Raw genomic sequence first — 26,556 nt, forward strand, 5'->3', positions numbered from 1 at the left:
TCAACCCTCCGCCCGCATCAGGGCCGTTTCCAGGCGCGCCTCGATGGCGTAGTCGAGTGCGCCGCGGTCGGTGATGCGGACCTCCCCCGCCTCCACCCCATGCTTGGCCAGCACCTCGTCGACCTTGGCGCGGATGAGATCCCCGAACTGCTTCAGCACCGTCGACTCGATGGTCACGGTGAGGGTCTCGGCCGGCTCCAGAAACACCATCAGGTCGCTCGATTGCAGCGTTCCCGCCTGCACCTTCTTCATGATCTTCATTTGTCCCCCCCTTTGTCCCAGATCTTGATCCCCTCGCTGGAGAGGAGAAAGTCGAGCGTGCTCACCGGCACCAGCTCGGCGATCCCCTCCAGCTCGCCGCGCGCCAGCATCTCCCGCACCCTTGAGGCGCTCACTGCCGCGCCGACCGCGCTCTTTCTTTCCAGCTCCCGCACCCCGATCCCCATGGGGGGGAGGATCCTGTGCATGGCGCGGTTATATTCCGCCGTGGTGCGGCTGAACGGCTCGGAGCCGATGAAGCGGGTGGCGATATGGAAATAGGGTGCGATGCGGGTGGCGAAGAGGAGCAGGTCGAGCTCCATCTGGATGGCGCCCGCCGGGTCGTCGCATTTCAGGAAATAGGTGGGGAAGGTGACGCTGGAGACGGCGTACCAGGAGGTATCGAGGACGGTGACGTTTTCGAGATCGGCGGTCCCTTCCTGCACCATCCGAAAGCGCGCCGGGAAGGGGAACAGCGAGCGCTCCTCGCGCACCACGAAGAGGTAGAGATGGTCGACGCTGGAAGCTGCCTCTTCCACCAGGTAGCGGTGCCCCACCGTGAAGGGGTTGCAGTTGGCCACCACGGCGCCGTTGCTGCCGGGGAAGACCTGCCGGCTGTACCGGGCCAGGTAGCGTCTCAGCCCGTCGCCGTACTCCAAAAGCGCGGTCTTTCCCGAGGCGACCAGGAGGTTGAAGTTGAGCGACTCGAAGCTTGGGACGAGTGCCGGCGAGGTGAAGACGAAGAAGGAATCGATCCCCTCCTGGTAGCCGCGTCCCACCAGCTCGGTCACCACCTCGTCGAGGAGGGTCCCACCCTGGTGCGAAGCCGCCACGACCAGCATCTTGAGCACGCGCCCCTGCCTGGCGCCGACCGCCACCAGCCGCCCGGCCTCGAACACCCCGACCAGGTCGCCGTAGGGAAGCTCGAAGCGCAAGCCGCTTTCGGCTACCAGCGCCTGCGCCTGTTTCAAATCGTCGGTGGATAGAAGTGAAGTGACCATGCCGGAAAGACTAGCACCATTCCGCGGTAAACCAAATGGTGTATACCGCAAAACTCCCCATCTTCCCGCGGACCTGGGAGTTTTGTCACGGTTATCGCCAGAGGTGAGAAAAATCTAGAATTGTCGGTGGAGGTTGTGCTATTTTGCCGAGTTGCCGATTTCCACGCAAGGCAGTAGTAAACGACCAAGAACCGAGGACTTAATGAGCACGATCTCCATCGTCATACCTGCACATAACGAGGCAGGCAACATAGGAACGCTGGTGCAGGAAATTCTGGCCACCCGGCTTGAATGCGAGATCGTCGTGGTCGACGACGCCAGTACCGACGAAACCCACCAAACGCTCCTCGCGCTGAAAAGGACGGTCCCCTCGCTGAAGATCGTCCAGCACGACCGCTCCTACGGCCAGAGCGCCGCCGTCGCTACCGGGATCAGGCATGCCAGCGGAGAGCTCATCGCCACCATGGACGGCGACGGGCAAAACGACCCCGCGGACATCCCGAAGATGGTGCAGGCGCTCGTCAAAAGCGGCGACAAGAACCTCAAGATGGTCGCCGGGTTCCGCAAAAAGCGCGACGACGCCGCCTGGCGCATCATCTGCTCCAAGATCGCCAACGCCTACCGCCGCTTTTTCTTGAGGGACGAGACCCCCGACACCGGCTGCGGCCTCAAGGTGTTCTACCGCTCGGCGTTTTTGAATCTCCCCTTCTTCGACCACATGCACCGCTTCCTCCCGGCCCTGATCAAGATGCAGGGGGGCAAGGTGATCTCGGTCGAGGTGGGGCACCGCGCCAGGACCCACGGCGTCTCGAAGTACGGGACGCTGAACCGGCTCGGGGTCGGCATCGTCGACATCTTCGGCGTCTGCTGGCTGCGCATGAGGGTCAAGAACGTGAAGATCACGAGGTGCGACTGATGGTAATGTCCGAAAAAGTTTGGGTAGGGATAGGGCTTGCCGGCCAGTTCTTCTTCACCATGCGCTTCGTGGTGCAGTGGATCGCCACCGAAAGGAACCGCCGGAGCGTCATCCCGGAATCATTCTGGTACTTCAGCATCTTCGGCTCCCTGATCCTGCTGGTGTACTCGCTCTACCGCAAGGACCCGGTCTTCATCCTGGGGCAGGCCTTCGGCACCACGGTGTATCTGCGCAACCTCTTCTTCATCCACAAGGAAAAGAAAGATGCCTCGAGCGCCGCAAGCTAAGGGGCTCTGGCTCCCCTTCCTGATCCTGGCCGGGACCTGCCTCCTTTTCTCGCTGGCACTCCCCTTCTTCCCCGTGGACGAGACCCGCTACCTCTCCGTGGCCTGGGAGATGAGGGTGCACGACTCCTTCATCGTCCCGATCCAGAACGCGCTCCCCTATTCGCACAAGCCCCCCCTGCTCTTCTGGCTGATCAACCTGGACTGGCTCCTCTTCGGGGTCAACGAGGGGACGCTGCGCTTCATCCCGCTCATCTTCAGCCTTTTCAACGTCTGCCTGGTCTACCGGATCGCCCTGCAGCTCTGGGAGGACCGCAAGCTCGCGCTGAACGCCGCTGTCATCCTCGGCTCCACCTTCTCTTACCTCCTCTGGTCCTCGGTGATCATGTTCGACGTGATCCTCTCCTTCTGGGTCCTCGTCGCCGTACTGGCCTTCATCCGCGCCGGCAGGGAAGGGAGATTCGCCGATTTCGCCTTGGCGGGCGTGGCCATAGGAGGGGGCATCCTCACCAAGGGGCCGGTGGTGCTGGTCTACATCCTGCCGGTGGCGCTCTTCGCCTTCTGGTGGCAGCCCAAGGGCGAGGTCACCCCCAAGTGGTACGGCTTCGTGCTCCTCTCCCTGCTGATCGGTATCGCGGTGGTCCTCGCCTGGCTCGTCCCGGCGGCGCTCACGGGGGGGGAGGTTTACCGCAAGGCGATCCTGTGGGGGCAGACGGTAAACCGTATGGCCAACTCGTTCGCCCACAAAAGGCCTCTTTGGTGGTATTTCCAGTGGGTCCCGGCCCTTTTGGCCCCCTGGATCTTCTTCGCCCCCCTCTGGCGCGGCTGCCGCCGCCTGACCCTGGATGCCGGAACCAGGCTGGTGCTCACCTGGATCGTTGCCGGCTTCGTAGTCTTCTCCTTTTTGAGCGGGAAGCAGGTGCACTACCTCATCCCCCTGATCCCCGCTTGCAGCCTGCTGGCGGCGAAGGCGATCGCCAGCTCTGAGGATTCCCCAAGGCGGTTCCAGCTGCCGATTGCCATCTTCTACCTGGTTCTCGGCGCAGCCATCGTCGGGCTCACTTTCCTGAAGCAAAGGGACGCGCTGCAATATTTCGATCCCGTCGAGCTGAGAATCGCCGCTGCCGGCCTCATGCTCCTCGGCGCCGCGCTCTCATTCCCCAAGCCGCGCGACGTCTCGGCGGCACTCAGGCTGGTAGCCGTCTCAGCGCTCCCCTTCTGCGCCCTGGTGGTGGTCGGCTGCCACACCTTCTCAGGGCGCTACGACCTCCACCCGGTATCCGCGGCGGTACTAAAGAAGCAGCAGGAAGGCTACCAAGTGCTGCACCAGGGGAAATACCACGGCCAGTACCATTTCATGGGGCGGCTGCAGTTGCCGCTGGTGGAGCTGGAGGATAGCGAAGAGATCCGGCGCTACGCAGAGACTCACGACAAGGTGGCGCTGGTAAGCTACACGCCCCCGGGCCAGGCGGTGCAGCCTGAAGAGGCCTTCTTCCGGCAGCCGTTCAGGAGCAAGCAGGTGGTCCTTTGGAACAGCCGGGGGATCATGCAGAACCTCGACGGCGCCAAAGCCGCCGCACCCCCGCACCAAGGGGAGCAATAAAAAAAGGCCCGCCAACTTCAGTTGGCGGGCCTTTTCCATTACATGGCGAGGGTGAATCACCGGTACCCTGCTTCCTTCCACGCGTTCAGCCCGCCCTTGAGGGCCGAAACGTTGCGGTATCCCTTCTCCTCGAACTCAGCTGCCCGACCGGCAGACGTGTGTTCCTGCGGTCACTGGCAATAGAAGATCAGCTCCTTCTCCTTCGGTATCTCGGAGAGCCGTGAGTTCAGCTCCCCCATGGTCATCGCCTTCTCCAGCCTGATCCCCCCGCACATCTCCTCGCTGTCGTAGGCGCAGACGAAGAGGGCCTCCCCTCCCTGCACCTTCCTGCGCGCTTCCTCAATCGAGATCCGTTTTGCCTCTGCCATGTCATCCTCCTTTGGGCACGCTGAAACCAGACCGTGAAAGAGTAGCAGAGAAAGCCACTGCGTATAGGGGAGCAATCATCGCGAAAGGTTCGCCCGCCTCTGGCGCGAGGACGACTTGGTGACCTCGAAGCTGAACTCCCCCTTGAGTTCCGCTTTCCCCAGCATGCGCGCGAGGGTCGCCTTGACCGTGGCCTGGTCGTCGTCGAAATCCCCATGGTGGCGTGCCGTGGAATAGTCGCAGGGGGAATCCTTCAGGTCGTTCGGGGCTCTCACCCAGTCCGCTTTCTTTGCGGAGAAGAGATCCCTGAGCCTTGAGTCGCGCTCGATGCAGCGCTCCATCCCCAATAGCGGCACGCCGTCCTTGAAGATCGGGATGTGCGGCTCGGCCTCGAAGGCGTTCGACACCAGGTACAAGAGCGACTTGTTGTAGATGCGCGCGCAGTTGTCGCACTGCTCCGCCTTGTCGTTCAAGGTGAAAAGGGTGAAGCGCCCGATGTGGCCGCAGTCGATGGAAGGGAGATAGCTCTGCTTGAAGAGCGCCGTGGTGCATGCCGGCGCCCAGAGGGTGCAGCTCCCGATCGGGCGCCCCATCTTGGCCAGCCCCTCGACCACCGGGGCGTGGAAGATCGATCCGGCGCTGTGGCCGACCAGGTGGATCTCCACATCGGCGGGGAGCCTATTGATCTGCTCGAGGACCACGCGGGCGCCTCCCTCATAGGCGGTACCGGCCGCGAGCGCGTTTTGCTTCATCTCGCTCCAAAGCGGCTTTCCGGCCAGCCGCGCCACCGGCTCCAGTGCGTCGTCCAGGCGGTCCAGCATGAAGTCCTTACTGTCGTCCAGGAACCCTTCCGATCTCCGCTTGTGCATGGCATCGGTGAGTATGTTGCAGATGGTGGTGAACATGTCGCTGTGCCAGACGAAGGCCAGGGGATATATCTCCGCCTTCAGGAGCTGGGTGCAGTATTCGGCCACCCGCTGCACCGCCGACGCCTCGTCCACAAGGCCCCCGTGCGCGTAAAGGAGCAGCCTTTTCTTGTTCCACCCCGCCGTGAGCGCAGGGAAGTCCCTGGCGAAGATGTCCTCCACGTCGTGGCTGGTGGTGCCGTAGCTTCCCCCCGGCCGCAGCACCCCGTTGTTGCCGATGCTGACGATATGGCGGCGCAGCTCCGTGCTGGAGTAGGCGCCGGAATGGCTGATCGCGGCGGAGCTCCCGATGGCCGCCGACTCCGGCGCATGGAGGTTCATCGGCACCCCCAGCCGCGCCACCCAGACGTCGTCTCCGTTGGCAAGCCAGTCGTCATAGCCGATGCGGGCGAAGCCACCCTTGCCCCAGTCCTTCCCCCAGGAGTTCTGCATCCAGAAGCCGTCCTCGTCATAGCCCACGATGGCGAAGGCGTGCCCCCCGATGATGGTGTCGGATCTCTTGATCACCCCGTCGGAGCCGACGCGTTCCCAGCCGCTGTGGACGCTCGACGTGGCGAAGAGGATCCCGACCTCCGCCAGGGCGCTGTGCATCGCCACCAGGTCCTTGTGGTTCACCCGGAAATAGGCCCCCAGCGAGCGCTTGGGAGCATCCTTCAGCGCCTCTTCGCTCAGGCGCCCCCCCTTCTCGCACAGGCCGGTGGCGCAGACCCCGTGCTTGTGCCACCCCTTCATAGCGCCCCGCGCGCTCGACCCCTCGTACTCCTCCCCGGGCCACTCGTCGTAGCGCTTGGCCAGCTGGTACAGCATCCAGGGGCTGACGCTGACCTTGTCCGGGATAACCCTGCGTCTGCGCAAAAGGTAGTTGACGCTCGTGGCCAGGCCGAACCCCGTACAAGCCCCTTCGGTCCCCTGGTCCAGGATGGGAACCTCGTATTTGAGGTAGCTTTCCAGCTCCATCCGCATCGGGACCTCCAACAGCGTCGGCACGAACATCCTGTCCCTGAAATCCAGCGTGTCCGGCCTGACGTACAACTTGCGTCCATCCTTCGTCACCAGTTTCGGCTTGCTCATGGCGCCCTCCTCCGTTGTTGGTACCCCCCCAGAGCCGGCAACCGCGATGGCGCCCTTTGGGCGCCTGACTCAACCCGACGCTCCGGCCACCGCCCAACCGGTCACTGCCCCGCGATGGAATTCTTCACCACCTTGATCTCGCCCGAACTCATGTCGTACACCCAGCCGTGGATTTTGAGCTTCTTGTCCGTCATTGCCTTCCGCACGAAAGGATATTCCTGCAGATGCTCCAGTTGCAGCCTTACGTTCTCCTCGACGATCAGGTTCATCCGCTGTTCGTGCGGCATGTCGATGTGCAGCGCGTTGATCTTCTCGTCCACCCGTGCCTTTGCCTTATAGGCGTTGTTCAGCCAGATGGGGATGTACTTGTCGTCGCCGTCCTCCTCCAGGAGCGCGTTGATCCCGCCGCAGCCGTAATGACCGCAGATGACGATGTCCGGAATCTTCAGATGGTTAATGGAGAATTCCAACACCGCGCTCAGGTTCCAGTCGTTGTTGGCCACGATGTTGCCAACGTTGCGATGCACGAACACCTCCCCCGCCCTGGTCTGGGTGATGGTGTTCACCGGCACCCGGGAATCGGAGCAGCCGATCCACAACACGGTCGGTTTCTGGTCCTTGGCGAGTACGGTGAAGAACTCCTTTTCCTTCTCGAAGGTCTCCGCGACGAAACGCTTGTTCCCCTCCAGCAAGGTAGCGATCATGACATTTCCCCCCCATACACCGGACGCCTCAGCAAAACGGCTGCAAACTCAGGCAAAGAACCCGGCGGGAAGAGAACTTCCCGGGGAAGGTTCCTCATGAGCTATGCAGTCTGGTGCTATTAAGGTACAAGCTGATCGGGAAATGTCCAGCGAAGCAGGAAGGCAAAGTAGCTGATTTCCTGACATATTCGTTTTCTCCCGAGGTAAGTAAGCCCCGGGTCCGGCGCCTTTTTGCGCGGGATTAAAAATAGCGTCGAATCGTTGAGGAAGGGGCCGACACTGCTAAGATAACCTTCGGCTTGTGCAACAAAGCATGTCGCGACTCGAACCAAAGGAGGGATACGATGAGGCTTTCCCGAAACAGCGACGAACCGCTCAACTACGCGGTAGACCAGCAGTCGAACCTCACCCCGCAGTTGCGGCGGATGAACCTGAAGCTTGGCCTGGAGACGGCGCTGGGGGTCGTTTCCGACCCTCCGGCCACGCTGCTTTTGGGCGGGGCAGTCGCCTTGCTCCTCAAACGCAGGTTCGCGCTCGCCTCTCTCTGCGCCGCCGGATTTCTGCTCCGGCAGACGATAACCAAGCGCCCGACCGTGCCGAGGTGGCGCCTGCTCACCGCCAGGCAAATAAGAGAGATCGAGTTCGAGCGGAGCGTCATTAAGGCACAGCGTGGCGACTACGGCAACCTGGAGGTCATCGCCTTCAAGTGACCCGGCGCAAAGGGGACAGGCTGCTTTTGGGTCTGGGAAAGTTGCCTGTCCCTCTTTGATTTCGCTACAGTCTCGCCGCGGCTGCGCCGATACGGTCGGTGAGGAAACCAGCCAAGGAAGGAGCGACGACATGTTAGTTGAATGGGACGGGACACTTGAACTCGGTGTTAAAGAGATCGACGAGCATCATCGCAAGCTGATCGAGATATTGAACCAGTGCTACCAGGCGCTGATGCTGAACAATCACACGCGTCAGCTTAAAGAGGTCGTACAGGAGTTGCAGGATTACACGCAGTACCACTTCGGGACCGAAGAAAGGATCATGAGCGAGCTCGGCTATCCCGCAGCGCCGGCGCACCTGGAGGCGCACCGGCAGTTCATCGCCTCCATCGCCGAATTCGACCAAAGGGCCAGTGCCGGGGAATCCTTCGTCGCCATCGAAGTGCTGTCCTTGCTGCAGGAATGGCTGGTGGCGCACATCCTGAGCACCGATCGGGCTCTGGCCGACTGCATCAAGCCCGGCTGACCAGACGAAGGGCGGCGCAAACACGAAAGGGGGACAGGCTACTTTTCCAATGGAAAGGCAGCCTGCCCCCCTTTTTTAGTTCGCGTTGCCGGCGGTTCAGGAAGCACCGTCGCTTTCGGAGCAAAGACCGGTCAGCGATGCCTCCGCCTTGATGTGCTGGTCCATCGCCACATCTAGCTGCCCTTTGCTGGCCGTACCGGCGAGATCGAGCACTACGTCGAGGGCGTAGAGCCTGAAGATGTAGCGATGGGTGCCGGAAGGCGGACAGGGGCCGCCATACTGGTTGTGCCCCCAGCTGTTTTTGCCTATCACCGACTCACGCGGCTCGGAATGCTCGACAAGTTTCCCGATGTTGGGCCGGATGTTCCAGACTATCCAGTGCACCCACAACCCGTTGGGGGCATCCGGATCCTCCATAACCAGCGCCAGCGACTTCGTCCCGCGCGGGACGTGCTCGATGACCAGTTCTGGGCTGATGTTTTCCCCGTCGCAGGTGAACCTAGGCGGGATCTTCTCGTTGTCCCGGAAGGCCGGGCTGATCAATCGCATCTTTTCCATGTCTCCCCCCCTTATTGTTTGTGCTGCACCTTTCATCCGCACCGCAACACCTGCGGCGCCAGCTCGTTAACGGTCGCCCCTCTGCGGCTGGGGCACCCCTGCTATCTTCATCTCTACGATCAGGTCGTCGACCTGGGCGAAAAGCTCGGTCGCCGAACCGGTCGGCCTTAAAAGCTCCAGGGACCATTGCCCCTCGGCCGTGTTCCCGCCGACCGGACTTGCGTTGGCATGGGAGACCATGCCGCAGAACTCGGAACGGCGCACCGAGCGCCGGTTTTCCACCCGCCCTAACAGGCAGGCGGGGAGCCGCGACTGGTCCACCTCCACCTTCTGCCCCCCGCGGACAAAAAGCGCCGCCTCGGGAAGCCTCAGGATCAGGGACCAGGGGACCGTCCCAGCCTCCCCTATCAGCGACGCGCTCACTCCCCGCAACCGGCAGTTGTCGAAACCCTGGAACAGTTCGGAAGGGACCTGCAGCTTCACCGAAAAGCTGTCCCTGGCGTGCCGGAGCTGCCCCCAGGCGTTGCGGTTCATAAGGGCGCGCACCGAGAAGGCCCTGGTGAACGACTGCTCCCAGCGCTGGTATTTACCCAGCCATTCGAGCGTGTTGCGGGTCCAGATGGAGAAGCTGGTGATCGAGGCGCTCAGAGTTTCCGCCCAGGCGGTGAGGGGGGAAGGGTCGCCGTCATAGCCGTAGATCAACCGGATACCGTCCTCCGCCACGCTGATCCGGTTCACCGCCTCCTCGTAATCCCGGCAGACCCGCTTCAACACCAGATCCCGCTGTTCGTCCAGCGCAAACGGGCGGCCCGGTCCCGCCAGGTCCCTTTTTCTGCGCACCGACTCGGCCCGCAGTTCCAAAAAGGTGGTGATCTCAGCGGCTGGGGGCTCTCGCAGCTCCTCGCCCTCTCCCTCCTCCGGCTGTTGCTCTGCCTCCAGCTGCGCCTCGCGCTGCTCTTCGCCGCGGCTAGCCTCCTCCCCGGGCTGAGGCTCGGCAGTCGCCTCGGCGGCCTGCGGCTCCTGCGTCGCCTCCTGCGCGGGTTCCTCCACTGTCTCCCGCTTCCGGTCCAGCTCGATCTCCTTCTCCAGGATGTCTAGGTCGTTGCTGTACCCCTGCCAGGCGCGGTCCAGGGATGCGTACTCTTTGAGATCGGCCAGGCACCGGTCCAAGAGGGTCGCCGCCTCGCAAAGCAGCGCTTCGGCCTGCCACGGGCTGAAGTTGGCGGCTAGCATAGCCGGGTCGGGACGGTAGGCTGCCACGTTGCACGCCAGCTTGGTCATAGGATCACCTCCTGTTCACCGGCGAAAGTTGAACCGCGAAGGGGGCGGCCTGCGCCGCCCCCCAATTCTTTACAACAGGCTGGTCCTGCTCCCTTCGGAGAGGCGGGAAAGCATCTCCTGGCAGATCTTTTCACAGTTGAGGCAGGATGCGCGGCAGATCCTGCAGTGCTGGTGCATTTCGGAGTGCACTTCGCATTCCTGGGCACAGGCCCGGCAGGCGATGGCGCAGCTGTCCAGTTGGGCCCGCAAAAGGAGCGGCGCCGGCTCGGTCTGGCGCGACAAAACCCGCGCCGTCGTCTGGCAGATGTCCGCGCAGTCGAGGTTCAACCTGATGCATCTGGCCAACGTCTGCACCTGCTCCTCCCCGAGGCAGGCATCCGCGCAGGAGGTGCAGACGTCGGCGCATTCGACCAAGGCATTGACGCATTCGGTGACGACGGTGAGATCCAGGCTGGTCCTTTTCGGGTGGGCGTTCAGCATATCCATTGTTTTCATTGAGCTTCTCCTGTTAATGGTTGGTTTGGCCGTGAAACAATTAGCCAATTCTAACCATCCAACGGAAGAATTCAACGAATAAACCTGTAAAAGCTCCCTTTTCCTGAGCGGGTCGGCTGTCGCTTTAGCCGCCGCGCCCGCCGCCAATCCGCAGATACGCTGGGTCCGCAGCGGGGCCACGCATTTTTTCCGCCCGGATTGTCATGGCGCGATTTGTTCCTATAATGAGAGCTGGAAAAAATCACGCCAACCTGCTCCGGAGGCTCTATGGAAAGAAGAAGTTTCATCAAGCTGCTCGGTCTTTGCTCGATCTTGCTGCCCGGTTCGCTGCGGGAACTTTTCGCCGCCCAGGGTCCGGTGGTAGCCGTTTCCCAAGGAAGCGACCATGCAGCCGCCGCGCGCAAGGCGATCGCCGCGCTGGGGGGGATGCCGCGCTTCGTCAAGGCGGGGCAGACCGTCGTGGTCAAGCCGAACATCGGCTGGGACCGGGCGCCGGAATTCGCCGCTACCACCAATCCGGCCGTAGTGAAAGCCCTCGTCGAGGAGTGCCTGAAGGCGGGGGCCAAGAAGGTGAAGGTCTTCGACCGTACCTGCAACGACGCCCGGCGCTGCTACGCCAGTAGCGGCATCGAGGCGGCACTGAAAGGAATGAAAAACGTCGAGGTGAAGCACCTGGAAGAGGAGCGCTTCAAGAAGCTGGCGTTGAACGGCAAGGCGCTCAAGGATTGCGAACTCTACGGCGAGGCGATTTCCGCCGACGTCTACATCAACGTCCCGGTGGCAAAGCACCACGGACTGAGCCGCCTCACCCTGGGGATGAAGAACGTGATGGGGATCATGGGGGGCAACCGCGGCTCGATCCACAAGAACCTCGACCAGGCGCTGGCCGACGTGAACAGCCATTTCAAGCCCCAGCTCACCGTAATAGACGCCACCAGGATTCTTACCGCCCACGGCCCCCAAGGGGGGAACCTGGCAGACGTGAAGGTCCTGAACCAGGTGATCGCCTCCACCGACATGGTCGCGGCCGACGCCTATGCCACCACGCTCTTCGGTCTGAAGCCCTCCGACATCGCCGTCACCAGGACCGCCTACCAGCGGGGGCTGGGGGAGATGAACCTGGACCGGATCAGGGTGGTCAAGGCATGAAGCTTCCGCGCACCCCCCGCATCTCGCAGCTTTTCTTCCTCCTCCTCTTCCTGATCCTTTTCCTGATGACCGAGTACCGCGGCAGCGACCGGATCGTCGCCGCGGTGAACGGCTTTTTCCGGGCCGACCCGCTCACCGCCGTGAGCAGCATGCTGGCGGTCAAGGGTTACCTTCCGCTGCTCTTCCCCGGGCTCCTGGTGCTGGCCCTCTCCTTGATCCTCGGGCGTTTCTTCTGCGGCTGGATCTGTCCACTGGGGACCCTCCTCGACCTTGCGACCGGCAGGATCGGGAAGCTCGGCCCGGTCAGGGCGCTTCAGGGGAGCGCCAAGTACTGGCTCCTTTTCCCGTTACTCTTCGCTTCCCTTTTCGGGCTCAACCTGGCCGGGCTTTTCGACCCCATCGCCATCCTGTTGCGCGCCCTCACCTTCTTCTTCCATCCGCTTTTGGGCGAGACGGCGCGCGGCGGCTGGAAATCCCTCTACGGCTTGATCGGGGACCGCCGGGACTTCCTCGACCCCGGCTACCACCTGCTGCGCGACTACCTCCTCCCTTTCCGGGAGACGCTCTACCCCCTGGCCTTCCTATCCGCGCTACTCTTCTTCCTGGTCCTCTTCCTGGAGCGCTACGAAAAGCGCTGCTGGTGCCGCCGGCTCTGCCCCTTGGGGACCCTGTTAGGCCTCGTCTCCCGCTTCGGCCCACTGCGGCGGGTCCCCGCGAAGCTCTGCCCCGACTGCCGCGCCTGCCGCGAGCATTGCCCGACCTCCTTCGACCGCGAGCTGCTGCAGATGGACGAGTGCATTCTCTGCCTTCAATGCGCGCTCAACTGCCCGTCGCAGCGGGTCTGCTTCGATTTTAGGGGGATGCGGCCTGAGGCGGGACCGGTAATGGAGCGGCGGGTTCTGCTGGGAGGGCTTCTAGGAGGCTTCGTCCTTGCCAGGACCTTTCGTTTCCGGGAGCCGGAAGCCAAGGCGAGGATGCTGCGACCTCCGGGGGTGCGGGCGGAGGGGGAATTCCTGGAGAAATGCGTGCGCTGCGGGGAGTGCATGAAGGTCTGCCTGAGAAGCGCCCTTTACCCTGCCCTCCTGCAGGCGGGGCCGGAAGCGCTCTACACCCCGGTCCTGGTGCCGCGGCTGGGATACTGCGAGTACAACTGCACCCTCTGCGGCCAGGTCTGCCCTACCGGCGCCATACCCGACCTTGCCGTCGGGGCGAAAAGGCGCGAGGTGATCGGCAAGGCCGTCTTCGACAAGAACCACTGCCTCCCCTTCGCCAAAAGGGTGGACTGCATCGTCTGCGAGGAGCACTGCCCTATCCCGCAAAAGGCGATCCGCTCCGAACTGGTGGAGCTGACCGGTTTCCAAGGGGAGAAGCTGCAAGTGAAGCAGCCGTACGTGGTGAGCGAGCTCTGCAACGGCTGCGGCATCTGCGAGAACGTCTGCCCGCTGGAAGCAAAGTCCGCCATCGAGGTATTCGCGGTGAAGGACCGCACCCCTCTGCCCCCTCCCGCCGACGCGCCGTCCGCACCCGCACCCCCCTCCCAGCCCGGCGGCGCCCCTCCCGATCCCTATGGGAGGTAACGGCTGATCCGCCTCCCCCCAATCCTTTCCTTGGCCCGGGCAACCCGCCCAGCGCCTGCGCCCCTAATTCCCGCACAACTCGCCGGTAATCGAGCTTTGGCTTTTGTCGTTAAGAAAGACATCCTCTTTATCCCTCCTGCCCCAAAACTTTCCCCCTAAGTAGTTGTTTTAGCTCAACCCCACGTGGCGGCACCACTTTGGCCTGCCAGTTGCTCATTTAGGTTATGAAAGGTCCTATGGACCCGTATTTTGAGCCTGTGGCTACCACAAGGAGGATCGACATGAAAACATCCATCAGCAGCCTGACCACATCGTTCGTAATAGCAGCGCTTGCGGTACTCTCCGCCTGCGGCGGAGGGGGCGGCGGCAGTAGCGCCCCCGCGGGGCCTGCCGTAAGCAAGGGGGTCATCACCGCCAAGGGGAGTGTCTTCGTCAACGGCATCAGGTTCAGCACCACCGGCGCAACCATAAGGGTGGACGACAACCCCGGGACGGAAAACGATCTGAAAGTCGGTATGGTGATCAAAGTGCGCGGAGTGAGCGACGACGCGACCAATACCGGGACCGCGACGCTCATCGAGGCGCGGGACGCATTGGAAGGGACCATCAGCTCCGTCGACGCTGCAGGCAACACCATAACCGTGATGGGGCAAGTGGTTAAGATCGAGGACAACGTGACCCGGTTGAATGACGATGACACCGTCAAGGTCTTTGCCGGGGCCAATTTCGTGGTGGGGGACCGGGTCGAGGTCGACGGTTTCCCGGACGACAACGGCGGGCTGAGGGCCACCAGGGTAGCCAAGAAAACCACCGGGGAATTCGAGGTGAAGGGTTACATCAATAGCCAGGGCGCCAATTCCTTCACCCTGAGCCTTACTCCCGGCGGCGCCGCAACCCTCACCGTCAACTTCGCCAACGGCGCGCTGCCGGCAGGCGCGGTAAACGGCTCGCTGGTAGCGGTCAAGTCGAGCGCAGCGCCCGTGGCGGGCGCCATAACCGCTTCCCTCATCAAGCTGGAGGAGAGGTTAGGTGCAGCCGGCGAGAAGGTGGAAGCCGAGGGGGTCGTCACCAGCGGCACCGTAGCTGACTTCATGATCAACGGGCAACGGGTGATCACCAACGCCTCTACCGTTTTCGTAGGAGGCGTAGCAGCCGATTTCGCCGTTGGCGGGAAACTTGAGGCCGAGGGACCGCTCGATGCGGACGGCACCATCATCGCCACCAAGATATCTTTCAGGAGCAACATCAGGCTGCAGGCAACCGCCACAGCACTCAATGCAACTTCGCTCACGCTCCTCGGAAAAAGCGTCGCCATCAACCAGCTCACCAGGGTGGATAACGGCCCCATCGTCAACGGGGATTACCTGGAGGTCCGCGCCGGCCTGGACCGGGACGGCAACCTTCTCGCCTCCCGCATCATCAAGAAATCGGCATCGACGCAGGCCTTTCTGCAAGGGCCCGTCACAGCGGTAGATGCAGGCGCCGGGTCCCTCACCATCCTGGGGACCGCGCTTACCACCAACGGTCAGACCGAGTTCCGGATCAGCACGAACTCGAGCGAGGCCGCGGTAGGCGCCGCAGCTTTCTTCGCGGCGATTACCCCCAACGTCACCGTCGTCAAGGTCAGATGGGACAACTTCACCGCGTTAACTAATGCAATAAAGCAGGCCGAGATCGAGCTCGGCAAGTAGTGCCGCAAAAAAGGGGGGGGGGCGTCAATGCCCCCCCATCCGTTGCCTCTCTTTTCCCACCGCCGCACGCCCATCATCCGTCGCGCTCGGGCAGCAGGACCGCTGCTCTTTTTTCCACTGCGCTCCCCTCGCTACAGTTTGAACTGCTGCACCAGCCTTTGCAGCTGTTCGGCAGTCCCGTTTAGTTGATGCGCCGCGGTCGCGGATTCGTGGGCTCCCGACGCGGTGTCCCGCACTACCTGGGATATCTGCTGCATGCTGCTGGAAATCTCGCTGGTGGTGGCGGTCTGCTCCTCCGCTGCGGTAGCGACCTGGTTCACCTGCATGGCGACGTCGTGCACCTGCTCCAGGATTTCGCGCAGGGCGTCGCCGGACTTGGCCGCCTCCCTGGTTCCCGCCTCCACCTGCCCGACCCCCTGCTCCATGGCTGCCACGGCCCCCTTGGTCTCCCTCTGGATCGCCTTGATCATCTCGTCTATCTCCCTGGTGGCCCGGGTGGTGCGCTCGGCGAGGGCGCGGACCTCGTCCGCCACCACCGCGAAGCCCCGCCCCTGTTCGCCGGCGCGGGCTGCTTCGATGGCGGCGTTCAGCGCCAGGAGATTGGTCTGGTCCGCGATGTCCTCGATGGTCACGATGATGGCGCCGATCTGATCGCTGCGTTCACCAAGGGTTTCCACCGTCCGGGCCGATTCCTGGACCTTGGCGGCGATCTCGCCCATGACCGAAACGGTTCTTTCCACCAGGCTTGCGCCGCCGCTGGCCGATTCGGCGGCAAGCTTCGCTCCCTCGGAGGCTTTCTGGCAGGTGAGAGCTATGTCCCCTGAAGTCGTCGACATCTCCTCACCCGCCGTGGCGACGGTCGAGGATTGCGCCGCGACCTCCTCCGCGCCGTTGGCGATACGTTCCGCAGTCGCGCTCAGCTGTGCGGAAGCGGCCACCACCTGGTTGGAGGTATCGGAAATATGATTGATCATCTCGTGCAGTCTCCCGATGATCCCGTTGAACTCCCGGCTCATGATGCCGAGTTCGTCCTTGCTGTCGATCTCCACCCGCCTGGTCAGATCCCCCTCGTGCACCGCGGTCATGACCACTCTCATGGCATCGATGGAGCGCATGATGCTCCTCAGCAACAAGAGCCCCACTACCATCAGCAGCAGCAGGCCCGCGACTCCGGCCACAACCGCCTCCACGATGGCCATCCTGCGGTCCGCGTCGAACTCCTCGTCAGCCGCGTCCATCTCCTTTTGCATGGAAGCGACAATTTTGTCGACTCCCACCTCGACCTTCGCGACCTTTTCATCGATTTGAGCGTCGAGCGCGCGCAGCTCCGGCGTGACGCCGTCGGTCGTCTTCAGGAGAGGAAGCATCTGCCCCTCGAACAGGTTCACCACATCGTTGAGAGCGGCCTTGACGTCGGCCGCTATCTGCTTCTCCTCCGCTGTATCGACGGACGTCTCTACGGCTGCGATGTTTTTCAAGACCTCCGTCTTTGTCTCATTCCAGCTCTTCGCGGTCTCGTCGAGGTTCCGGTTTATCTCCGCGTCGGCGATGATGCGGTACAACGCGAGCCCCCCCATGGAGGCCTCCTTGGCCAGGACTGCGTCTTTTGAGCGTTTCGCCCCCTCATCCTGAAGCCGGCCGAGCTTTGCTATGTTGCTGTACTCGAAAGCAACGATGCCAACTACGGTGAGCAACAAAACCACGAGATTGAGTATGATCTTGGACCTGATGGTGGACATATGGCCTCTCCTTTGTCACTTTCACTTAAAAAATCTTCAGTCACAACAAACGATATCGGTGCATGGCAGTACCACTGCATGGGATATAACGAAAACGGATTGCAACAATCTCCCGACTATCTTAAAATCACGGGGACTGTCAGATCTGAGCGTGGCCATGGGAAAAGATCAAGTCGCCAAAGCAAAATGCGATGGAGTCAGATGATTGGCTCATACCAATCTGACAGCCGTCTTGTTGGCAATGCCTGTGAAATATTGTTGTAGTGACCGGCGGTTCGAAGCAGACAGTGCGCCTTTGGTCGACAAACAATGAACAGCGGAGCAGGGGAGACGGGAGCATGGCGGAAGGTCTCGAACTGAGGAAATTTCTGGCCCCCGAGTTTATTTTCGGCGCCGGAGCGCGGCAACTGGCCGGCAGGTACGCCAAGAACCTCGGCGGGCGCAAGATACTGGTGGTATCGGACCCCGGGGTGGTCGAGGCGGGGTGGACCAAGGACGTCACCGACAGCCTGGAGGCCGCCGGTCTTTCCTATGTCCTCTTTACCGCCATCACCCCAAACCCCAAGGTCGAAGAGGTCATGGCCGGGGTGGCGCTCTACCAGGCGGAGCGCTGCGACCTGCTGGTCACGGTCGGCGGGGGAAGCCCCATCGACTGCGCCAAGGGGATCGGCATAGTCAGCACCAACAAGAAGCACATCCTGGACTTCGAAGGGGTGGACATGGTGACCTCCCCCATGCCGCCTCTGATCTGCATCCCCACCACCGGGGGAACCTCCGCCGACGTCTCCCAGTTCGCCATCATCAGCAACCCCATGGAGAGGGTCAAGATCGCCATCATCAGCAAGTCGGTCGTCCCCGACATCGCCCTCATCGACCCGGTCACCCTCACCACCATGGATCCCTACCTGACCGCCTGCACCGGGCTAGACGCCATGACCCACGCCATCGAGGCCTTCGTATCCACGGCCCGCTCCAGCATGACCGACCTGCATGCCCTTGAGGCGCTGCGCCTGCTCTCGGCGAGCCTCGTCCCCAGCATCCGCAACCCCGATGACCTGAACCTGCGCGGCGACGTCATGATGGGGAGCCTGCAGGCAGGGCTCGCCTTCTCCAACGCCATCCTCGGGGCGACCCACGCCATGGCGCACAGCCTGGGGGGCGCGCTCGACCTGGCGCATGGGGAGTGCAACGCCATCCTGCTGGACCACGTCATAGAGTTCAACTTCGCCGCGTCGCCGGAGCGGTTCGAGCGGATAGCGCAGGTCATGGGGCTCGACCTGCGGGGCCTCCCTCTCAAGGAGAGGAAAAAGGCTCTCTTGCGGCATGTCAGGGAGCTGAAGGCGCAAGCGGGTGTGGCCCGGACCCTGGCCGAGGTAGGGGTGGGGTTGAGCGACCTCTCCCTTTTCAGCGAGCATGCCCTCAATGACCCCTGCATGGCGACCAACCCGCGCCGCCCCTCCAAGAGGGACATCGAGGTCCTGTATGAAGAAAGCCTCTGACCCGCCCCAACCAGATCCCCAGGACGTCCTGGCGGCGCTGCAGCAAAAGCTCGCGGGGCTCGGGGAATCCTCGATGCGCAAGAGCTACTACCCCGAACTGCAGGAGCGCCTTGAGGAACTGGAGCGGTTCAAGGCCTTGCTGGATCACAGCAACGAAGCCATCTTCCTGATCGAGGTCTCCACCGGGCGCATCGTCGACCTGAACGACTCGGCCAGCCGCCAGACCGGTTGGAGCCGCGATGAGCTGCTGCAGCAATCTCTCTTCGATCTCTCCGAACTGCGGCAAAGCTCCGCCGCGGAAGCGCTGATCCGCTCCCCCGAGGAGACGGGGAGCGTCCGGATGCTCGCCGTCACCGAACTCCACCGCAAGGACGGCGGGCGTTTCCCCTCAGAAATCACCCTGAACCGGATGCAGTTCCGCGATAATTCCTACGTGCTGGCGGTCGCCCGCGACATCACCCAAAGGAAGGCGATGGAGGAGGCGCTCAGGGAGAGCGAGGAATTCCTGAAGAACATCGTGGACCACATCCCTGCGCTGGTCTTCGCCAAGGAGGTGCAGGGACTGCGCTTCGTCACCATCAACAAGGCGTGCCAGGAGGTGTTCGGCTTGAGCAGGGCGGAGGTGCTCGGCCGCACCAACTACGACCTCTTTCCCAAGGAGCAGGCCGACTTCTTCACCGAGATGGACCGGGAGACCCTCGCCAAGGGCGAGCTGGTGGAAGTCCCGGAGGAGACCATCAGCACCGGAAAAGGCGACCGCATCCTGCGGGTGAAGAAGATCCCGCTCTTCGACAACCAGGGGAATGAGCGTTTCCTGCTGGGGATCGCCGAGGACATCACGGAACGGAAGCAGCTGGAGGAAAAGCTGCTGCAATCGCAGAAGATGGAGGCGATCGGGCAGCTGGCCGGCGGGGTGGCGCACGACTTCAACAACATCCTGATGGTGATTCTCGGCTACGGGAGCATCCTGCTCAACGAGGGGGCGCTGCCGGCGCGGCAAAAGGGGCAGGTGGAGCAGATCATGAACGCTGCGGACAAGGCGGCGAAACTCACCTCCGACCTCCTCGCCTTCAGCCGAAAGCAGGTGATCAAGCCCGCCACCATGAACCTGAACGACATCATCCTGCACGTGGAAAAGTTCCTCTCCCGCATCATCGGCGAGGACGTCCAACTGAGGGCGCGGCTTACCCCGCGCGAGCTGCAGGTCGACGTCGACCGGGGGCAGATAGAGCAGGTGCTGATCAACCTCGCCACCAACGCCCGCGACGCCATGCCCAAGGGGGGGCTGCTCACCATCGAGACCTCGTCGCTGCAGATCGACGAAGCCTTCGTCCAGGCCAACGGCATCGGCGCCCCCGGCCCTTACGCCGTCATCTCCATCTCCGACACCGGCGTCGGCATGGACGAACAGACCCGCAGGAGGATCTTCGAGCCTTTCTTCACCACCAAGGAGGTGGGGAAGGGCACCGGCCTCGGCCTGTCCATCGTCTACGGCATCATCCAGCAGCACAGCGGCTTCGTGAACGTCTACAGCGAACCGCAGCTAGGGACCACCTTCCGCATCTACCTCCCCTTCAGCGCAAAAAGCGCCGAGAGGGCGCTGGAGCCCCAAGCCCCCGACACCACTCCGGGCGGGACGGAGACCATACTCGTGGTGGAGGACGAGCCGGACCTGCGCCTGCTTTTGCAGAACATCCTTTCCGGCGCCGGGTACCGCGTGCTCCTGGCCGAAAACGGGCAGGTGGCAGTCGAGCAGTACGCGGCCGGGGCAAGGGGGGAGATAGCGCTGGTGCTGATGGACATGATCATGCCGGGAATGAGCGGCAAGGAAGCCTGCCACGCCATCCGCGCCATCGAACCCGCAGCCAAGGTGCTTTACACCAGCGGCTACACCATGGACATCATCAAGAGCCGCGATCTGTTGGAGGAAGGGACCGAACTCCTCATGAAACCCGTCCGCCCCCTGGAGCTTTTGAAGAAGGTGCGGGAGATGCTGGACAGGTGGTGAACCAATTGACAATTGACGATTGACAACGGGTTTGCTTTTGACTGGTCGCAGCGTCAAAATTAGCCGCCGGCGGGACAGGGGTAGTTGAAATACCATGCGGCACTGCTGCGGTAAAGCTGGGGGTCAGCTGCGGCAGCGCAAAAGGAAGAGCTTGTCGGCGTAGTGTTTCGCCTTGGTTAGTTCCTCGCTTGAGAGCGCGGCGGCGTGGACGGGCTTTTTGAAGCGGCGCAAAAAGCCGCGCTCGTCGCGGGTGAGCGGCGGGTTTTCCTGTCCCAGGCGCCCCGGTATCGGCAAGGGCGCCAGACGCGGCCGCGACAGCGCCCCCGCGAGGCACGGGTTGAGCCGGAAAGATCCCCCCTCCCCGCACCCACCCTTTACATCCTTCCCCAGGTAGAGCACGAAGTTTCCCGGCGACTCGCGCCGTGCCTCCAGCTCCCGGATCCTGGCCGCCTCCTGTTCCGGATCGGACAGGGCGCCGCTATGGGCGAACAGAAGCGGCTTCAGCCCGCTCTTTCCCACCAGCTCCAGGAAGCGGTCGATCTTGAAGCTGGTGGCTAAGGGGTGGAGCAGCGCGTCGGCGAGCCCCGAGCGCGACGACACCTCCTGCGACTGCTCGAAGAACTCTCGCAGGCGCGATCCTTTCCTCGCCCGGGCCACCATCTGCCGCACCTGTTCCGGTGTGCGCACCTTTAATAGACGCAGCGCCCGCCGGATCGAGTCCTCCTCGAAGCGGGTATAGGTGCTGTAGACCATCACCCGCAGTATCCCCCCCTCTCCCAGCCTCTGTTCCAGGGCCCTTAGCCCCGCCAGCGGATCTTCCAGGTGGTGCAGCACGCCGTAGCTGTCGATGAAGCCGAACGGCCCCGGCGCGGTCAGAGGGTCGAGCAGGTCCCCCGCCACGAACTCGGGGTGCGTGATGCCGTGCAGCAGGCAGTGCAGCCGGGCCCGGCGCAGGCTTTTTTGGGAGAGATCCAAGGCGGTGATGGCGCTGTCGGGGTTGGCAAGGGCGAAGGGATAGGGGGCGAAGCTGCCGCAGCCGGCGATGAGGATGCGGCGCAGGCGGTCGGGGGGAAGTTCCCCGTTGAACCTGGCCCAGAGGGTGTCCAGGTTGTTGGCGTAGGTGTCGCAGCGGCGCACCGAGGCCAAAAGGGGGTAGTCCGGGTAGGGGTAAAGCTCGTAATGGCGGCGCACGCTTGCTGGCATGGCGGGCACTCTAGCAAGTTACAGGGTTCAGGGCAAGGGCCGTGTGGCCTGTCTGGTCTGTCTGGCCTGGCCGACCTGGCCGAGGGGGACAGGCACCTTGCGGAGCCAGTCCCCTTCAGAAGCTGAACCGGTTCACCATGGTGGAGAGCTTGGCGACCTGCGCCTCCAGCTCCTTCGCCGCCATGAGCGAGTCGGCCGCGCCGGAGGCGTTCTTCTCGGTGACGCCGGTGATGTGGGCCGCCCTCGCGTTGATCTCCTCGATCCCCGCTGTCTGCCCTTCTATGCTGGTCAGTATCTCGTTTCCCGTGAGATCGACCTGGAAACTACGGGGACGATGCTCCCCCTGAGACTTTGAAATACACAAAGCCAATCGCAGTGAAGTCTTGGTTGCAAGCTCACAATTAAAAAGGCCCACAGGCGTTTTGCCTGTGGGCCTTTATCTTTAACAGTATGGTCGGTACGACGAATGGGATCAGCTTGCTACAGCACCCATTTCACCATGACCTGCGGCGCGTACTCGTTGATGCCGCTGAAGCCGTACTTGTTGCGCCAGTAGATGAACTCGGTCCCGACGTAGAGGTTGCCGGGTGAACCCCAGAGCTTGCCGGCGTCGAGCAAAAGGCGCGGCTGGGCGTCGATGTTGAAGGCGGAGTTCCCTTCGCCACCCGCGATATCGACGAACCCTTCGCAGACGAAGCTGGCCTTGCCGATGTTGAACGGCACCTGCCACACCGGGGTCACCTGGTAGGTCACACCTTCTTTATCCATGCTGTTGCGTACGTAAAGGTTCAGGTCCGCGAAATTGAACTTGGGGAGGTTGAGGCTGAGACCTAGGCCGTAGAGGTAGTTGTGGAATCCCCCTCCGGAGGGGTAGGTTCCGACCTCGAGGGTGCCGGCCAGGAGCACGTCCTTAATAAACGGAGCGGAAAGGTCCAGCCCGGTGATCTTGCCGATGCTGAGCCTCGGGGAGATCTCGCCGTACATTGCGATCTCTTTCTCGGTGGGGTTGGTAATGTCCAGGAAGAGGAAGTTGTCGCCGTACTTCCAGGCATCGGCGTGCTCGATGGTGATGGTCGCCTGGTTGTTGTCCTTCTCTTTGGTCGAGGCGATCCTGAAGTTGTCGCCCCACAGGTACTGGAGGTTCGTCTCCTGCCACAGTGCGGCGCCGGCGCACGCCTTCTGGGGCGCGGCAAACGGCAGCAGCAGGGCGCCTGCAAGGGTAAGGGTTTTAATGCTGCGGGACAGGGAATTGCGGCTGGATCTTTTCATTCAGGTGCTCTCTCCTTTGGATTCCATGCTTACGCCTGCGGCAAAAGGCGGCTGAAATTAGCATATTTTCCGTTTGAGTTCACCTTTTTTTGGTCACATTAAACAAAGCCTCGAGTTAGGCCGGCTCCCCGGGGGCGGAGGCTGAAAAAAAAAGGCGCTGGGATGCTACCGCTTCTTGGAACGGCGCCGGTTGATCCTCCTCGCGATGAAGAGCCCGACGAATCCAAGGGAGAGAAGCGCGATGGTGGCAGGTTCCGGCGCCAGGATCCCCGTCGGCTGGAGCTTGGTGGCGCCAATGGGAACCGAGGGGGCGTAAGAGTCGGGAGTTTTCCCCGGCTCGGTGAAGTCTGTCTTCGTGTCGAGCGCTTGGGCTATCTCAGGAGCAGAGGCAAGTTCTTGGAGATCCATTTCCTGATTGACGGTGAAGGGTGCTGCTGACGCGGAGGCCGCCGTAAGAAGAAGGACGGCAACGACGAAACTTTTCATTTCAAAAAACCCTCCTGGTGCGTTGGAATTAGAACCGGAGGGTATGAGCAACTGTTGCGCATAAAATAACAATATTTAATTATCAAGCACTTGCCAGTTCCCACGGCGGTTGGCCCTCGTCGTGATTCTGTGATTCCGACAGGTTATGACGGAGCTGCGGCGGCAAGAGCGCCGGAGAATCAAAAGGTTGAGGGCCGCGGCCGACGGCGAGGCTGTATGTCGGGAATCTTTACAGGCTGTTTTGGCCACCAAGAGGAGACCAGCCTTGCCGGCACCAGAACCAACGCGCCAAGACCAAAGCGGCAGCGACTTTAGATGCCTTGTTCATTCGTCACCAGTATACACAGGTGGTAAAAGCCATGAGCCATGCTAGTATTTACGCCTGCAAGTACTGGTTGAAATAAGGGAGTCAAAGCAACAGGAGCGTCAAATGCTGACAATGCAGGAAATAAAAAGCCACTATTACTTCACCGATACAGATGCGAAGCTTTTAGAAGAGTTACTTCCCCTGGCCGAGAAGAACTGCGAGGCTATGGTTGAAGAGTTCTATGGCTACCTTCTCAAGATACCGGAGACGGCAGCTTTCCTGCGCGATCCCAAAGAACTGCAGAAACTGCGCAAGACCCACGCGCAGTGGTTCCTCTCGCTGTTTTGCGGCCGTTATGACAACGGCTATATGATCACGCTGCAGAGCATCGGGCAGGCGCATGTCCGCATCAAGGTGAGCGCGCACTACGTGAGCGCCGCCATGAACGTGGTGCGCAGGTTCCTCATCGAACTGCTCCAGGCCAACTTCCCGGAGATCGAGAGAAGGCGCAAATACCGCATCGCGGTGGAAAAGATCCTCGACATAAACCTCGACATCATGAGCACCTCCTATCAGGAGGAGGAGCTGCGCAAGGTGTTCGTTTCGCACCGGCTGGAGTCAAAGCTCATCCACGCCGCCGAGCGTTTCACCTATGGCCTGAACCTCGTACTGGTCGTCGCGCTGATCATCGTTTCCCTGTCGGTGGTGGGGTTGTTCTTCTGGGACTTGGTGCACGTCTTCAGCGGGAGCATGGAGAAGGGGATCCTGTCGGCACTCGGTTCTTTGCTCATCCTATGGATGATGATCGAGCTGATGGACAACGAGATCAAGACGCTGAAGGGGGGGAAGTTCAACATCCTCATCTTCATCGGCGTGATCATAGTGGCGCTGATACGCGAAATCCTGATCTCGACGCTGCGCCACGACGCGCTGGAAACGCAGGCCTTTTTGGCGGGGACCCTGCTCATCCTGGGCATCGTCTACTTCCTGGTCGCCAAAAGCCAGAACGTCAACGCCCACTAGGGCCGCGCCCTTGGCCCGGTTGTCAACGATCTGCGCCTAAAAAAGGAAAGGGCACCTTATCCGGGTGCCCTTTCCTTTTAGCGTCTTTTCAGCTGCGGCTGGTTTTCGTCTCAACCCACATACTTCAGTTTCCGCGGTTCCTTGCCGCTTCCAGGTTCCGCCTTTTCCCCCGTCACCGCCTGCACCAGCTTCTTGCAAGTGGAGACCAGCTTGGACAGCTGCCCATCCTCGCCGTAGATCTTGCCGTAGAAGATGTTCTCCATGGCGTGCATCCTCGCCACCGGCGTCTTCGCCTTGCGGAGCTGCATATCGATGGTCCATTGCAACTGCTGCAGCTTCAGGCTCTGCTCGGGCGTTCTCGCCGTGCAGGCATTCTTGATGGCCTCTTGGGCAAGCTGATCGAACAGTGCAGGATTTTCCTGGTACAGCTTGCGCAGTTCTGCCGGAGTGTAAAGGCTCAAAACAGATTTAGTACTCATGGCATCCTCCCTCGTACCCCTGACTCAGTATCGGGTGTCGGGATAACACGTGCAGAAGCATTTATTTTTTCTAACTGTGCCTGAATACCAAAATTAAATCCAGCAATTTTCGAGGGACGCCGGTCATTAATTCATTACCGGCGGCTTTGCCGCGCGGCGCGCTCTTACGCGGCGCTGGTACATACGACCTCCGGGGCGCTCCCCGCACCCAGCACCGCCGTCAAACCGAGGACGCCGCACACCGCCATGACCGCGGTCATAGGGAGGGCGCTCCCGTCGTGGAAACCCCCCACCAGCGCCCCGGCGGACGCGCCCAGCGTGTACTGGATGGTCCCCAAAAGCGCCGAGGCGCTTCCCGCCGCCTTGTCGAATGGCGCCATGGCCAGCGCAGTCAGGTTCGGGTACAAGAGCCCGGTCATGCATAGGCAGATGAAGATGAGGACGGCTTGGGCAGGGAACCCGCCGACCCCGGTGGCGCCTGCCGCGGTGAGCAAAAGCGCAGCGGCCGCGCTGACCAGGAATGCCGCGGACGCTATCTGCTGCGGAGAGAAGCGGCGCAAGAGCCTGCGGTTGACTTGCGAGGCCCCGATGAGGCCGCAGGCGTTCACCCCGAACAGGAGCCCGAACTGCTGCGGGGAGATGCCGTGCAGCTCGATGAAGATGAAGGGGGCGCCGGAGATGTAGGAGAAGTTCATGCCGGCGACGCACCCGATTGCGACCGCGTACCGGAGATAATGCCGGTTTTTCAGCAGGTGACCGTATACCTTCACCATGCCTGCAAGGCTGCGGCGCTGGCGCCTCTCCGCCGGCAAGGACTCAGGCAGCCCCACGGCGGCACCCGCCAGCGAAACGACGCCGAAGAAAGCCAGGAACCAGAAAATACCCCTCCACCCCGTAAGCAAGAGCAGCTGGCCGCCGGCGATCGGCGCCAGGATCGGGGCAACCCCCATGATCAGCATGAGCAGGGAGAACATCCTGGCCGCCTCGGCGGTGTCATAGAGGTCGCGCACCACCGCCCGGGAAATGACCATCCCGGCGCCCCCTCCCAGCGCCATCAGCACCCGCCAGAACAGCAGCTCCGCGCCGCTGTGCACCGCGGCGCACCCAAGACAGGAGACGACATAGAGGGCGAGCCCAGCCAGGAGCGGAACCCGCCTTCCATAGCGGTCGGCGAGCGGCCCGTAAAAGAGCTGCCCCGCGGCGGACCCGAAAAGGAAAGCAGATACCGAGAGCTGCACCGTGCTGAGTGGTTCCCCGAGATCCTTCGCCATCTGCGGGAAGGCGGGGAGATACATGTCGATGGACATGGCGCTGAAAGCGGTCAGCGCAGCCAGGATCAGTACGAACCCGGCCAGTTGGCGTTTGCTCATGTCCCTAGGGTGAAGGGAAGCGGTACGCTTCATACTTTCAAGCTCCTTTAGTTGCTG

At 62.1% G+C, this 26,556-nt stretch carries 26 protein-coding genes; 11 read left to right on the forward strand and 15 right to left on the reverse strand.

All coding sequences use genetic code 11. From position 1 onward, the window contains the following. Both citD and K419_RS0107320 read right to left on the reverse strand, forming a co-directional pair. Positions 1–261, reverse strand: a complete 261-nt coding sequence (gene citD / locus K419_RS0107315; RefSeq protein ID WP_026841014.1) for a citrate lyase acyl carrier protein — start codon at positions 259–261, stop codon at positions 1–3. Next, the gene (locus K419_RS0107320; RefSeq protein ID WP_026841015.1) at positions 258–1,259 is read right to left on the reverse strand and encodes a [citrate (pro-3S)-lyase] ligase; all 1,002 of its coding nucleotides are present in this window, start codon (positions 1,257–1,259) and stop codon (positions 258–260) included. Before K419_RS0107320 ends, citD begins: the two co-directional genes overlap by 4 nt. Positions 1,260–1,461: 202 nt before the next feature. Between K419_RS0107320 and K419_RS0107325 the strand changes: the two genes are divergently transcribed. Genes K419_RS0107325 through K419_RS0107335 form a run of 3 tightly spaced genes read left to right on the forward strand, consistent with a single transcriptional unit; the run spans position 1,462 to position 4,062 of the window. Then, positions 1,462–2,175 (forward strand): glycosyltransferase family 2 protein, encoded by a 714-nt coding sequence (locus tag K419_RS0107325; protein ID WP_026841016.1) that lies wholly within the window; start codon positions 1,462–1,464, stop codon positions 2,173–2,175. 5 nt (positions 2,176–2,180) lie between these two features. After that, positions 2,181–2,462 (forward strand): lipid-A-disaccharide synthase N-terminal domain-containing protein, encoded by a 282-nt coding sequence (locus tag K419_RS0107330; RefSeq protein ID WP_318842529.1) that lies wholly within the window; start codon positions 2,181–2,183, stop codon positions 2,460–2,462. Then, entirely contained in the window at positions 2,440–4,062 is a 1,623-nt protein-coding gene (locus K419_RS0107335; RefSeq protein WP_026841018.1) for an ArnT family glycosyltransferase, read from the forward strand. The genes K419_RS0107330 and K419_RS0107335 overlap by 23 nt, the downstream gene beginning before the upstream one ends. A 170-nt stretch (positions 4,063–4,232) precedes the next feature. Here the strand turns inward: K419_RS0107335 and K419_RS0107340 are convergent, their stop codons facing one another. The 3 genes from K419_RS0107340 to K419_RS0107350 form a co-directional block, all read right to left on the reverse strand. Beyond that, the gene (locus K419_RS0107340) at positions 4,233–4,430 is read right to left on the reverse strand and encodes a rhodanese-like domain-containing protein (protein WP_012532294.1); all 198 of its coding nucleotides are present in this window, start codon (positions 4,428–4,430) and stop codon (positions 4,233–4,235) included. Positions 4,431–4,505: 75 nt separating this feature from the next. Continuing rightward, positions 4,506–6,425, reverse strand: coding sequence for a C1 family peptidase (locus tag K419_RS0107345; protein ID WP_026841019.1), 1,920 nt, complete (start codon positions 6,423–6,425; stop codon positions 4,506–4,508). A 101-nt stretch (positions 6,426–6,526) separates the two neighbouring features. After that, positions 6,527–7,129 (reverse strand): carbonic anhydrase, encoded by a 603-nt coding sequence (locus K419_RS0107350; RefSeq protein ID WP_026841020.1) that lies wholly within the window; start codon positions 7,127–7,129, stop codon positions 6,527–6,529. Between the two features lie 344 nt (positions 7,130–7,473). Here K419_RS0107350 and K419_RS0107355 point away from each other — a divergent pair, with 344 nt between their 5' ends. Beyond that, on the forward strand, positions 7,474–7,839 hold the full coding sequence (locus K419_RS0107355) for a hypothetical protein (RefSeq protein WP_026841021.1): 366 nt from the start codon (positions 7,474–7,476) through the stop codon (positions 7,837–7,839). 130 nt (positions 7,840–7,969) lie between these two features. Continuing rightward, the gene (locus tag K419_RS0107360; protein ID WP_026841022.1) at positions 7,970–8,365 is read left to right on the forward strand and encodes a bacteriohemerythrin; all 396 of its coding nucleotides are present in this window, start codon (positions 7,970–7,972) and stop codon (positions 8,363–8,365) included. Between the two features lie 96 nt (positions 8,366–8,461). Here K419_RS0107360 and K419_RS0107365 read toward each other — a convergent pair whose 3' ends face one another. From K419_RS0107365 to K419_RS0107375, 3 genes are all read right to left on the reverse strand, one after another. Further along, positions 8,462–8,923: a YbhB/YbcL family Raf kinase inhibitor-like protein gene (locus tag K419_RS0107365; protein ID WP_026841023.1), complete on the reverse strand. Its 462-nt coding sequence runs from the start codon at positions 8,921–8,923 to the stop codon at positions 8,462–8,464. A 66-nt stretch (positions 8,924–8,989) separates the two neighbouring features. Further along, positions 8,990–10,204 (reverse strand): hypothetical protein, encoded by a 1,215-nt coding sequence (locus K419_RS0107370; protein ID WP_026841024.1) that lies wholly within the window; start codon positions 10,202–10,204, stop codon positions 8,990–8,992. 69 nt (positions 10,205–10,273) lie between these two features. After that, positions 10,274–10,699: a four-helix bundle copper-binding protein gene (locus K419_RS0107375; protein WP_026841025.1), complete on the reverse strand. Its 426-nt coding sequence runs from the start codon at positions 10,697–10,699 to the stop codon at positions 10,274–10,276. A 267-nt stretch (positions 10,700–10,966) separates the two neighbouring features. Here K419_RS0107375 and K419_RS0107380 point away from each other — a divergent pair, with 267 nt between their 5' ends. The 3 genes from K419_RS0107380 (at position 10,967) to K419_RS0107390 (ending at position 15,116) form a co-directional block, all read left to right on the forward strand. Beyond that, positions 10,967–11,848, forward strand: a complete 882-nt coding sequence (locus tag K419_RS0107380; RefSeq protein WP_026841026.1) for a DUF362 domain-containing protein — start codon at positions 10,967–10,969, stop codon at positions 11,846–11,848. Continuing rightward, positions 11,845–13,425 carry a 4Fe-4S binding protein gene (locus K419_RS0107385; protein ID WP_026841027.1) on the forward strand — a complete coding sequence of 527 codons (1,581 nt, stop codon included), beginning with the start codon at positions 11,845–11,847 and terminating at the stop codon, positions 13,423–13,425. The genes K419_RS0107380 and K419_RS0107385 overlap by 4 nt, the downstream gene beginning before the upstream one ends. A 281-nt stretch (positions 13,426–13,706) precedes the next feature. Further along, positions 13,707–15,116 carry a DUF5666 domain-containing protein gene (locus tag K419_RS0107390; RefSeq protein WP_026841028.1) on the forward strand — a complete coding sequence of 470 codons (1,410 nt, stop codon included), beginning with the start codon at positions 13,707–13,709 and terminating at the stop codon, positions 15,114–15,116. Between the two features lie 131 nt (positions 15,117–15,247). Here the strand turns inward: K419_RS0107390 and K419_RS0107395 are convergent, their stop codons facing one another. After that, positions 15,248–16,855, reverse strand: a complete 1,608-nt coding sequence (locus K419_RS0107395) for a methyl-accepting chemotaxis protein (RefSeq protein WP_026841029.1) — start codon at positions 16,853–16,855, stop codon at positions 15,248–15,250. 338 nt (positions 16,856–17,193) lie between these two features. On the opposite strand from K419_RS0107395, the gene ercA reads away from it, so the two are divergent. Together ercA and K419_RS0107405 are read left to right on the forward strand one after the other, a co-directional pair. Continuing rightward, on the forward strand, positions 17,194–18,354 hold the full coding sequence (ercA, locus tag K419_RS0107400; RefSeq protein ID WP_026841030.1) for an alcohol dehydrogenase-like regulatory protein ErcA: 1,161 nt from the start codon (positions 17,194–17,196) through the stop codon (positions 18,352–18,354). Then, complete coding sequence (locus K419_RS0107405; protein ID WP_026841031.1) at positions 18,338–20,362, forward strand: hybrid sensor histidine kinase/response regulator; 2,025 nt, start codon at positions 18,338–18,340, stop codon at positions 20,360–20,362. Before ercA ends, K419_RS0107405 begins: the two co-directional genes overlap by 17 nt. A 123-nt stretch (positions 20,363–20,485) precedes the next feature. Here the strand turns inward: K419_RS0107405 and K419_RS0107410 are convergent, their stop codons facing one another. The 4 genes from K419_RS0107410 to K419_RS0107425 all read right to left on the reverse strand — a co-directional run bounded on the left by K419_RS0107410 (position 20,486) and on the right by K419_RS0107425 (position 23,320). Beyond that, on the reverse strand, positions 20,486–21,565 hold the full coding sequence (locus K419_RS0107410; protein WP_026841032.1) for a class I SAM-dependent methyltransferase: 1,080 nt from the start codon (positions 21,563–21,565) through the stop codon (positions 20,486–20,488). Positions 21,566–21,680: 115 nt separating this feature from the next. Continuing rightward, positions 21,681–21,929 (reverse strand): hypothetical protein, encoded by a 249-nt coding sequence (locus K419_RS0107415; RefSeq protein WP_026841033.1) that lies wholly within the window; start codon positions 21,927–21,929, stop codon positions 21,681–21,683. Positions 21,930–22,045: 116 nt separating this feature from the next. After that, positions 22,046–22,834, reverse strand: a complete 789-nt coding sequence (locus K419_RS0107420) for a DUF5020 family protein (protein ID WP_035496993.1) — start codon at positions 22,832–22,834, stop codon at positions 22,046–22,048. 165 nt (positions 22,835–22,999) lie between these two features. After that, a complete protein-coding gene (locus K419_RS0107425; protein ID WP_026841035.1) occupies positions 23,000–23,320 on the reverse strand; it encodes a PEP-CTERM sorting domain-containing protein in 321 nt (106 codons plus the stop codon). Between the two features lie 430 nt (positions 23,321–23,750). Between K419_RS0107425 and K419_RS0107430 the strand changes: the two genes are divergently transcribed. Further along, entirely contained in the window at positions 23,751–24,650 is a 900-nt protein-coding gene (locus K419_RS0107430; protein WP_026841036.1) for a protoglobin domain-containing protein, read from the forward strand. Between the two features lie 110 nt (positions 24,651–24,760). Here K419_RS0107430 and K419_RS0107435 read toward each other — a convergent pair whose 3' ends face one another. Both K419_RS0107435 and K419_RS0107440 read right to left on the reverse strand, forming a co-directional pair. Continuing rightward, on the reverse strand, positions 24,761–25,129 hold the full coding sequence (locus tag K419_RS0107435) for a DUF3135 domain-containing protein (protein WP_026841037.1): 369 nt from the start codon (positions 25,127–25,129) through the stop codon (positions 24,761–24,763). A 164-nt stretch (positions 25,130–25,293) separates the two neighbouring features. Then, positions 25,294–26,532, reverse strand: a complete 1,239-nt coding sequence (locus K419_RS0107440) for a multidrug effflux MFS transporter (RefSeq protein ID WP_026841038.1) — start codon at positions 26,530–26,532, stop codon at positions 25,294–25,296. Between the last annotated feature and the right edge of the window lie 24 nt (positions 26,533–26,556).

The organism is Citrifermentans bremense R1, assembly GCF_000426865.1.
In the GTDB taxonomy this organism is placed as follows: Bacteria; Desulfobacterota; Desulfuromonadia; order Geobacterales; family Geobacteraceae; genus Geomonas; species Geomonas bremensis.

Bases quoted from the DNA above. Each gene is read 5' to 3' on its own strand.
- citD (WP_026841014.1), bottom strand. From the start codon at position 261: ATGAAGATCATGAAGAAGGTGCAGGCGGGAACGCTGCAATCGAGCGAC.
- K419_RS0107320 (WP_026841015.1), bottom strand. From the start codon at position 1,259: ATGGTCACTTCACTTCTATCCACCGACGATTTGAAACAGGCGCAGGCG.
- K419_RS0107325 (WP_026841016.1), top strand. From the start codon at position 1,462: ATGAGCACGATCTCCATCGTCATACCTGCACATAACGAGGCAGGCAAC.
- K419_RS0107330 (WP_318842529.1), top strand. From the start codon at position 2,181: ATGTCCGAAAAAGTTTGGGTAGGGATAGGGCTTGCCGGCCAGTTCTTC.
- K419_RS0107335 (WP_026841018.1), top strand. From the start codon at position 2,440: ATGCCTCGAGCGCCGCAAGCTAAGGGGCTCTGGCTCCCCTTCCTGATC.
- K419_RS0107340 (WP_012532294.1), bottom strand. From the start codon at position 4,430: ATGGCAGAGGCAAAACGGATCTCGATTGAGGAAGCGCGCAGGAAGGTG.
- K419_RS0107345 (WP_026841019.1), bottom strand. From the start codon at position 6,425: ATGAGCAAGCCGAAACTGGTGACGAAGGATGGACGCAAGTTGTACGTC.
- K419_RS0107350 (WP_026841020.1), bottom strand. From the start codon at position 7,129: ATGATCGCTACCTTGCTGGAGGGGAACAAGCGTTTCGTCGCGGAGACC.
- K419_RS0107355 (WP_026841021.1), top strand. From the start codon at position 7,474: ATGAGGCTTTCCCGAAACAGCGACGAACCGCTCAACTACGCGGTAGAC.
- K419_RS0107360 (WP_026841022.1), top strand. From the start codon at position 7,970: ATGTTAGTTGAATGGGACGGGACACTTGAACTCGGTGTTAAAGAGATC.
- K419_RS0107365 (WP_026841023.1), bottom strand. From the start codon at position 8,923: ATGGAAAAGATGCGATTGATCAGCCCGGCCTTCCGGGACAACGAGAAG.
- K419_RS0107370 (WP_026841024.1), bottom strand. From the start codon at position 10,204: ATGACCAAGCTGGCGTGCAACGTGGCAGCCTACCGTCCCGACCCGGCT.
- K419_RS0107375 (WP_026841025.1), bottom strand. From the start codon at position 10,699: ATGAAAACAATGGATATGCTGAACGCCCACCCGAAAAGGACCAGCCTG.
- K419_RS0107380 (WP_026841026.1), top strand. From the start codon at position 10,967: ATGGAAAGAAGAAGTTTCATCAAGCTGCTCGGTCTTTGCTCGATCTTG.
- K419_RS0107385 (WP_026841027.1), top strand. From the start codon at position 11,845: ATGAAGCTTCCGCGCACCCCCCGCATCTCGCAGCTTTTCTTCCTCCTC.
- K419_RS0107390 (WP_026841028.1), top strand. From the start codon at position 13,707: ATGAAAACATCCATCAGCAGCCTGACCACATCGTTCGTAATAGCAGCG.
- K419_RS0107395 (WP_026841029.1), bottom strand. From the start codon at position 16,855: ATGTCCACCATCAGGTCCAAGATCATACTCAATCTCGTGGTTTTGTTG.
- ercA (WP_026841030.1), top strand. From the start codon at position 17,194: ATGGCGGAAGGTCTCGAACTGAGGAAATTTCTGGCCCCCGAGTTTATT.
- K419_RS0107405 (WP_026841031.1), top strand. From the start codon at position 18,338: ATGAAGAAAGCCTCTGACCCGCCCCAACCAGATCCCCAGGACGTCCTG.
- K419_RS0107410 (WP_026841032.1), bottom strand. From the start codon at position 21,565: ATGCCAGCAAGCGTGCGCCGCCATTACGAGCTTTACCCCTACCCGGAC.
- K419_RS0107420 (WP_035496993.1), bottom strand. From the start codon at position 22,834: ATGAAAAGATCCAGCCGCAATTCCCTGTCCCGCAGCATTAAAACCCTT.
- K419_RS0107425 (WP_026841035.1), bottom strand. From the start codon at position 23,320: ATGAAAAGTTTCGTCGTTGCCGTCCTTCTTCTTACGGCGGCCTCCGCG.
- K419_RS0107430 (WP_026841036.1), top strand. From the start codon at position 23,751: ATGCTGACAATGCAGGAAATAAAAAGCCACTATTACTTCACCGATACA.
- K419_RS0107435 (WP_026841037.1), bottom strand. From the start codon at position 25,129: ATGAGTACTAAATCTGTTTTGAGCCTTTACACTCCGGCAGAACTGCGC.
- K419_RS0107440 (WP_026841038.1), bottom strand. From the start codon at position 26,532: ATGAAGCGTACCGCTTCCCTTCACCCTAGGGACATGAGCAAACGCCAA.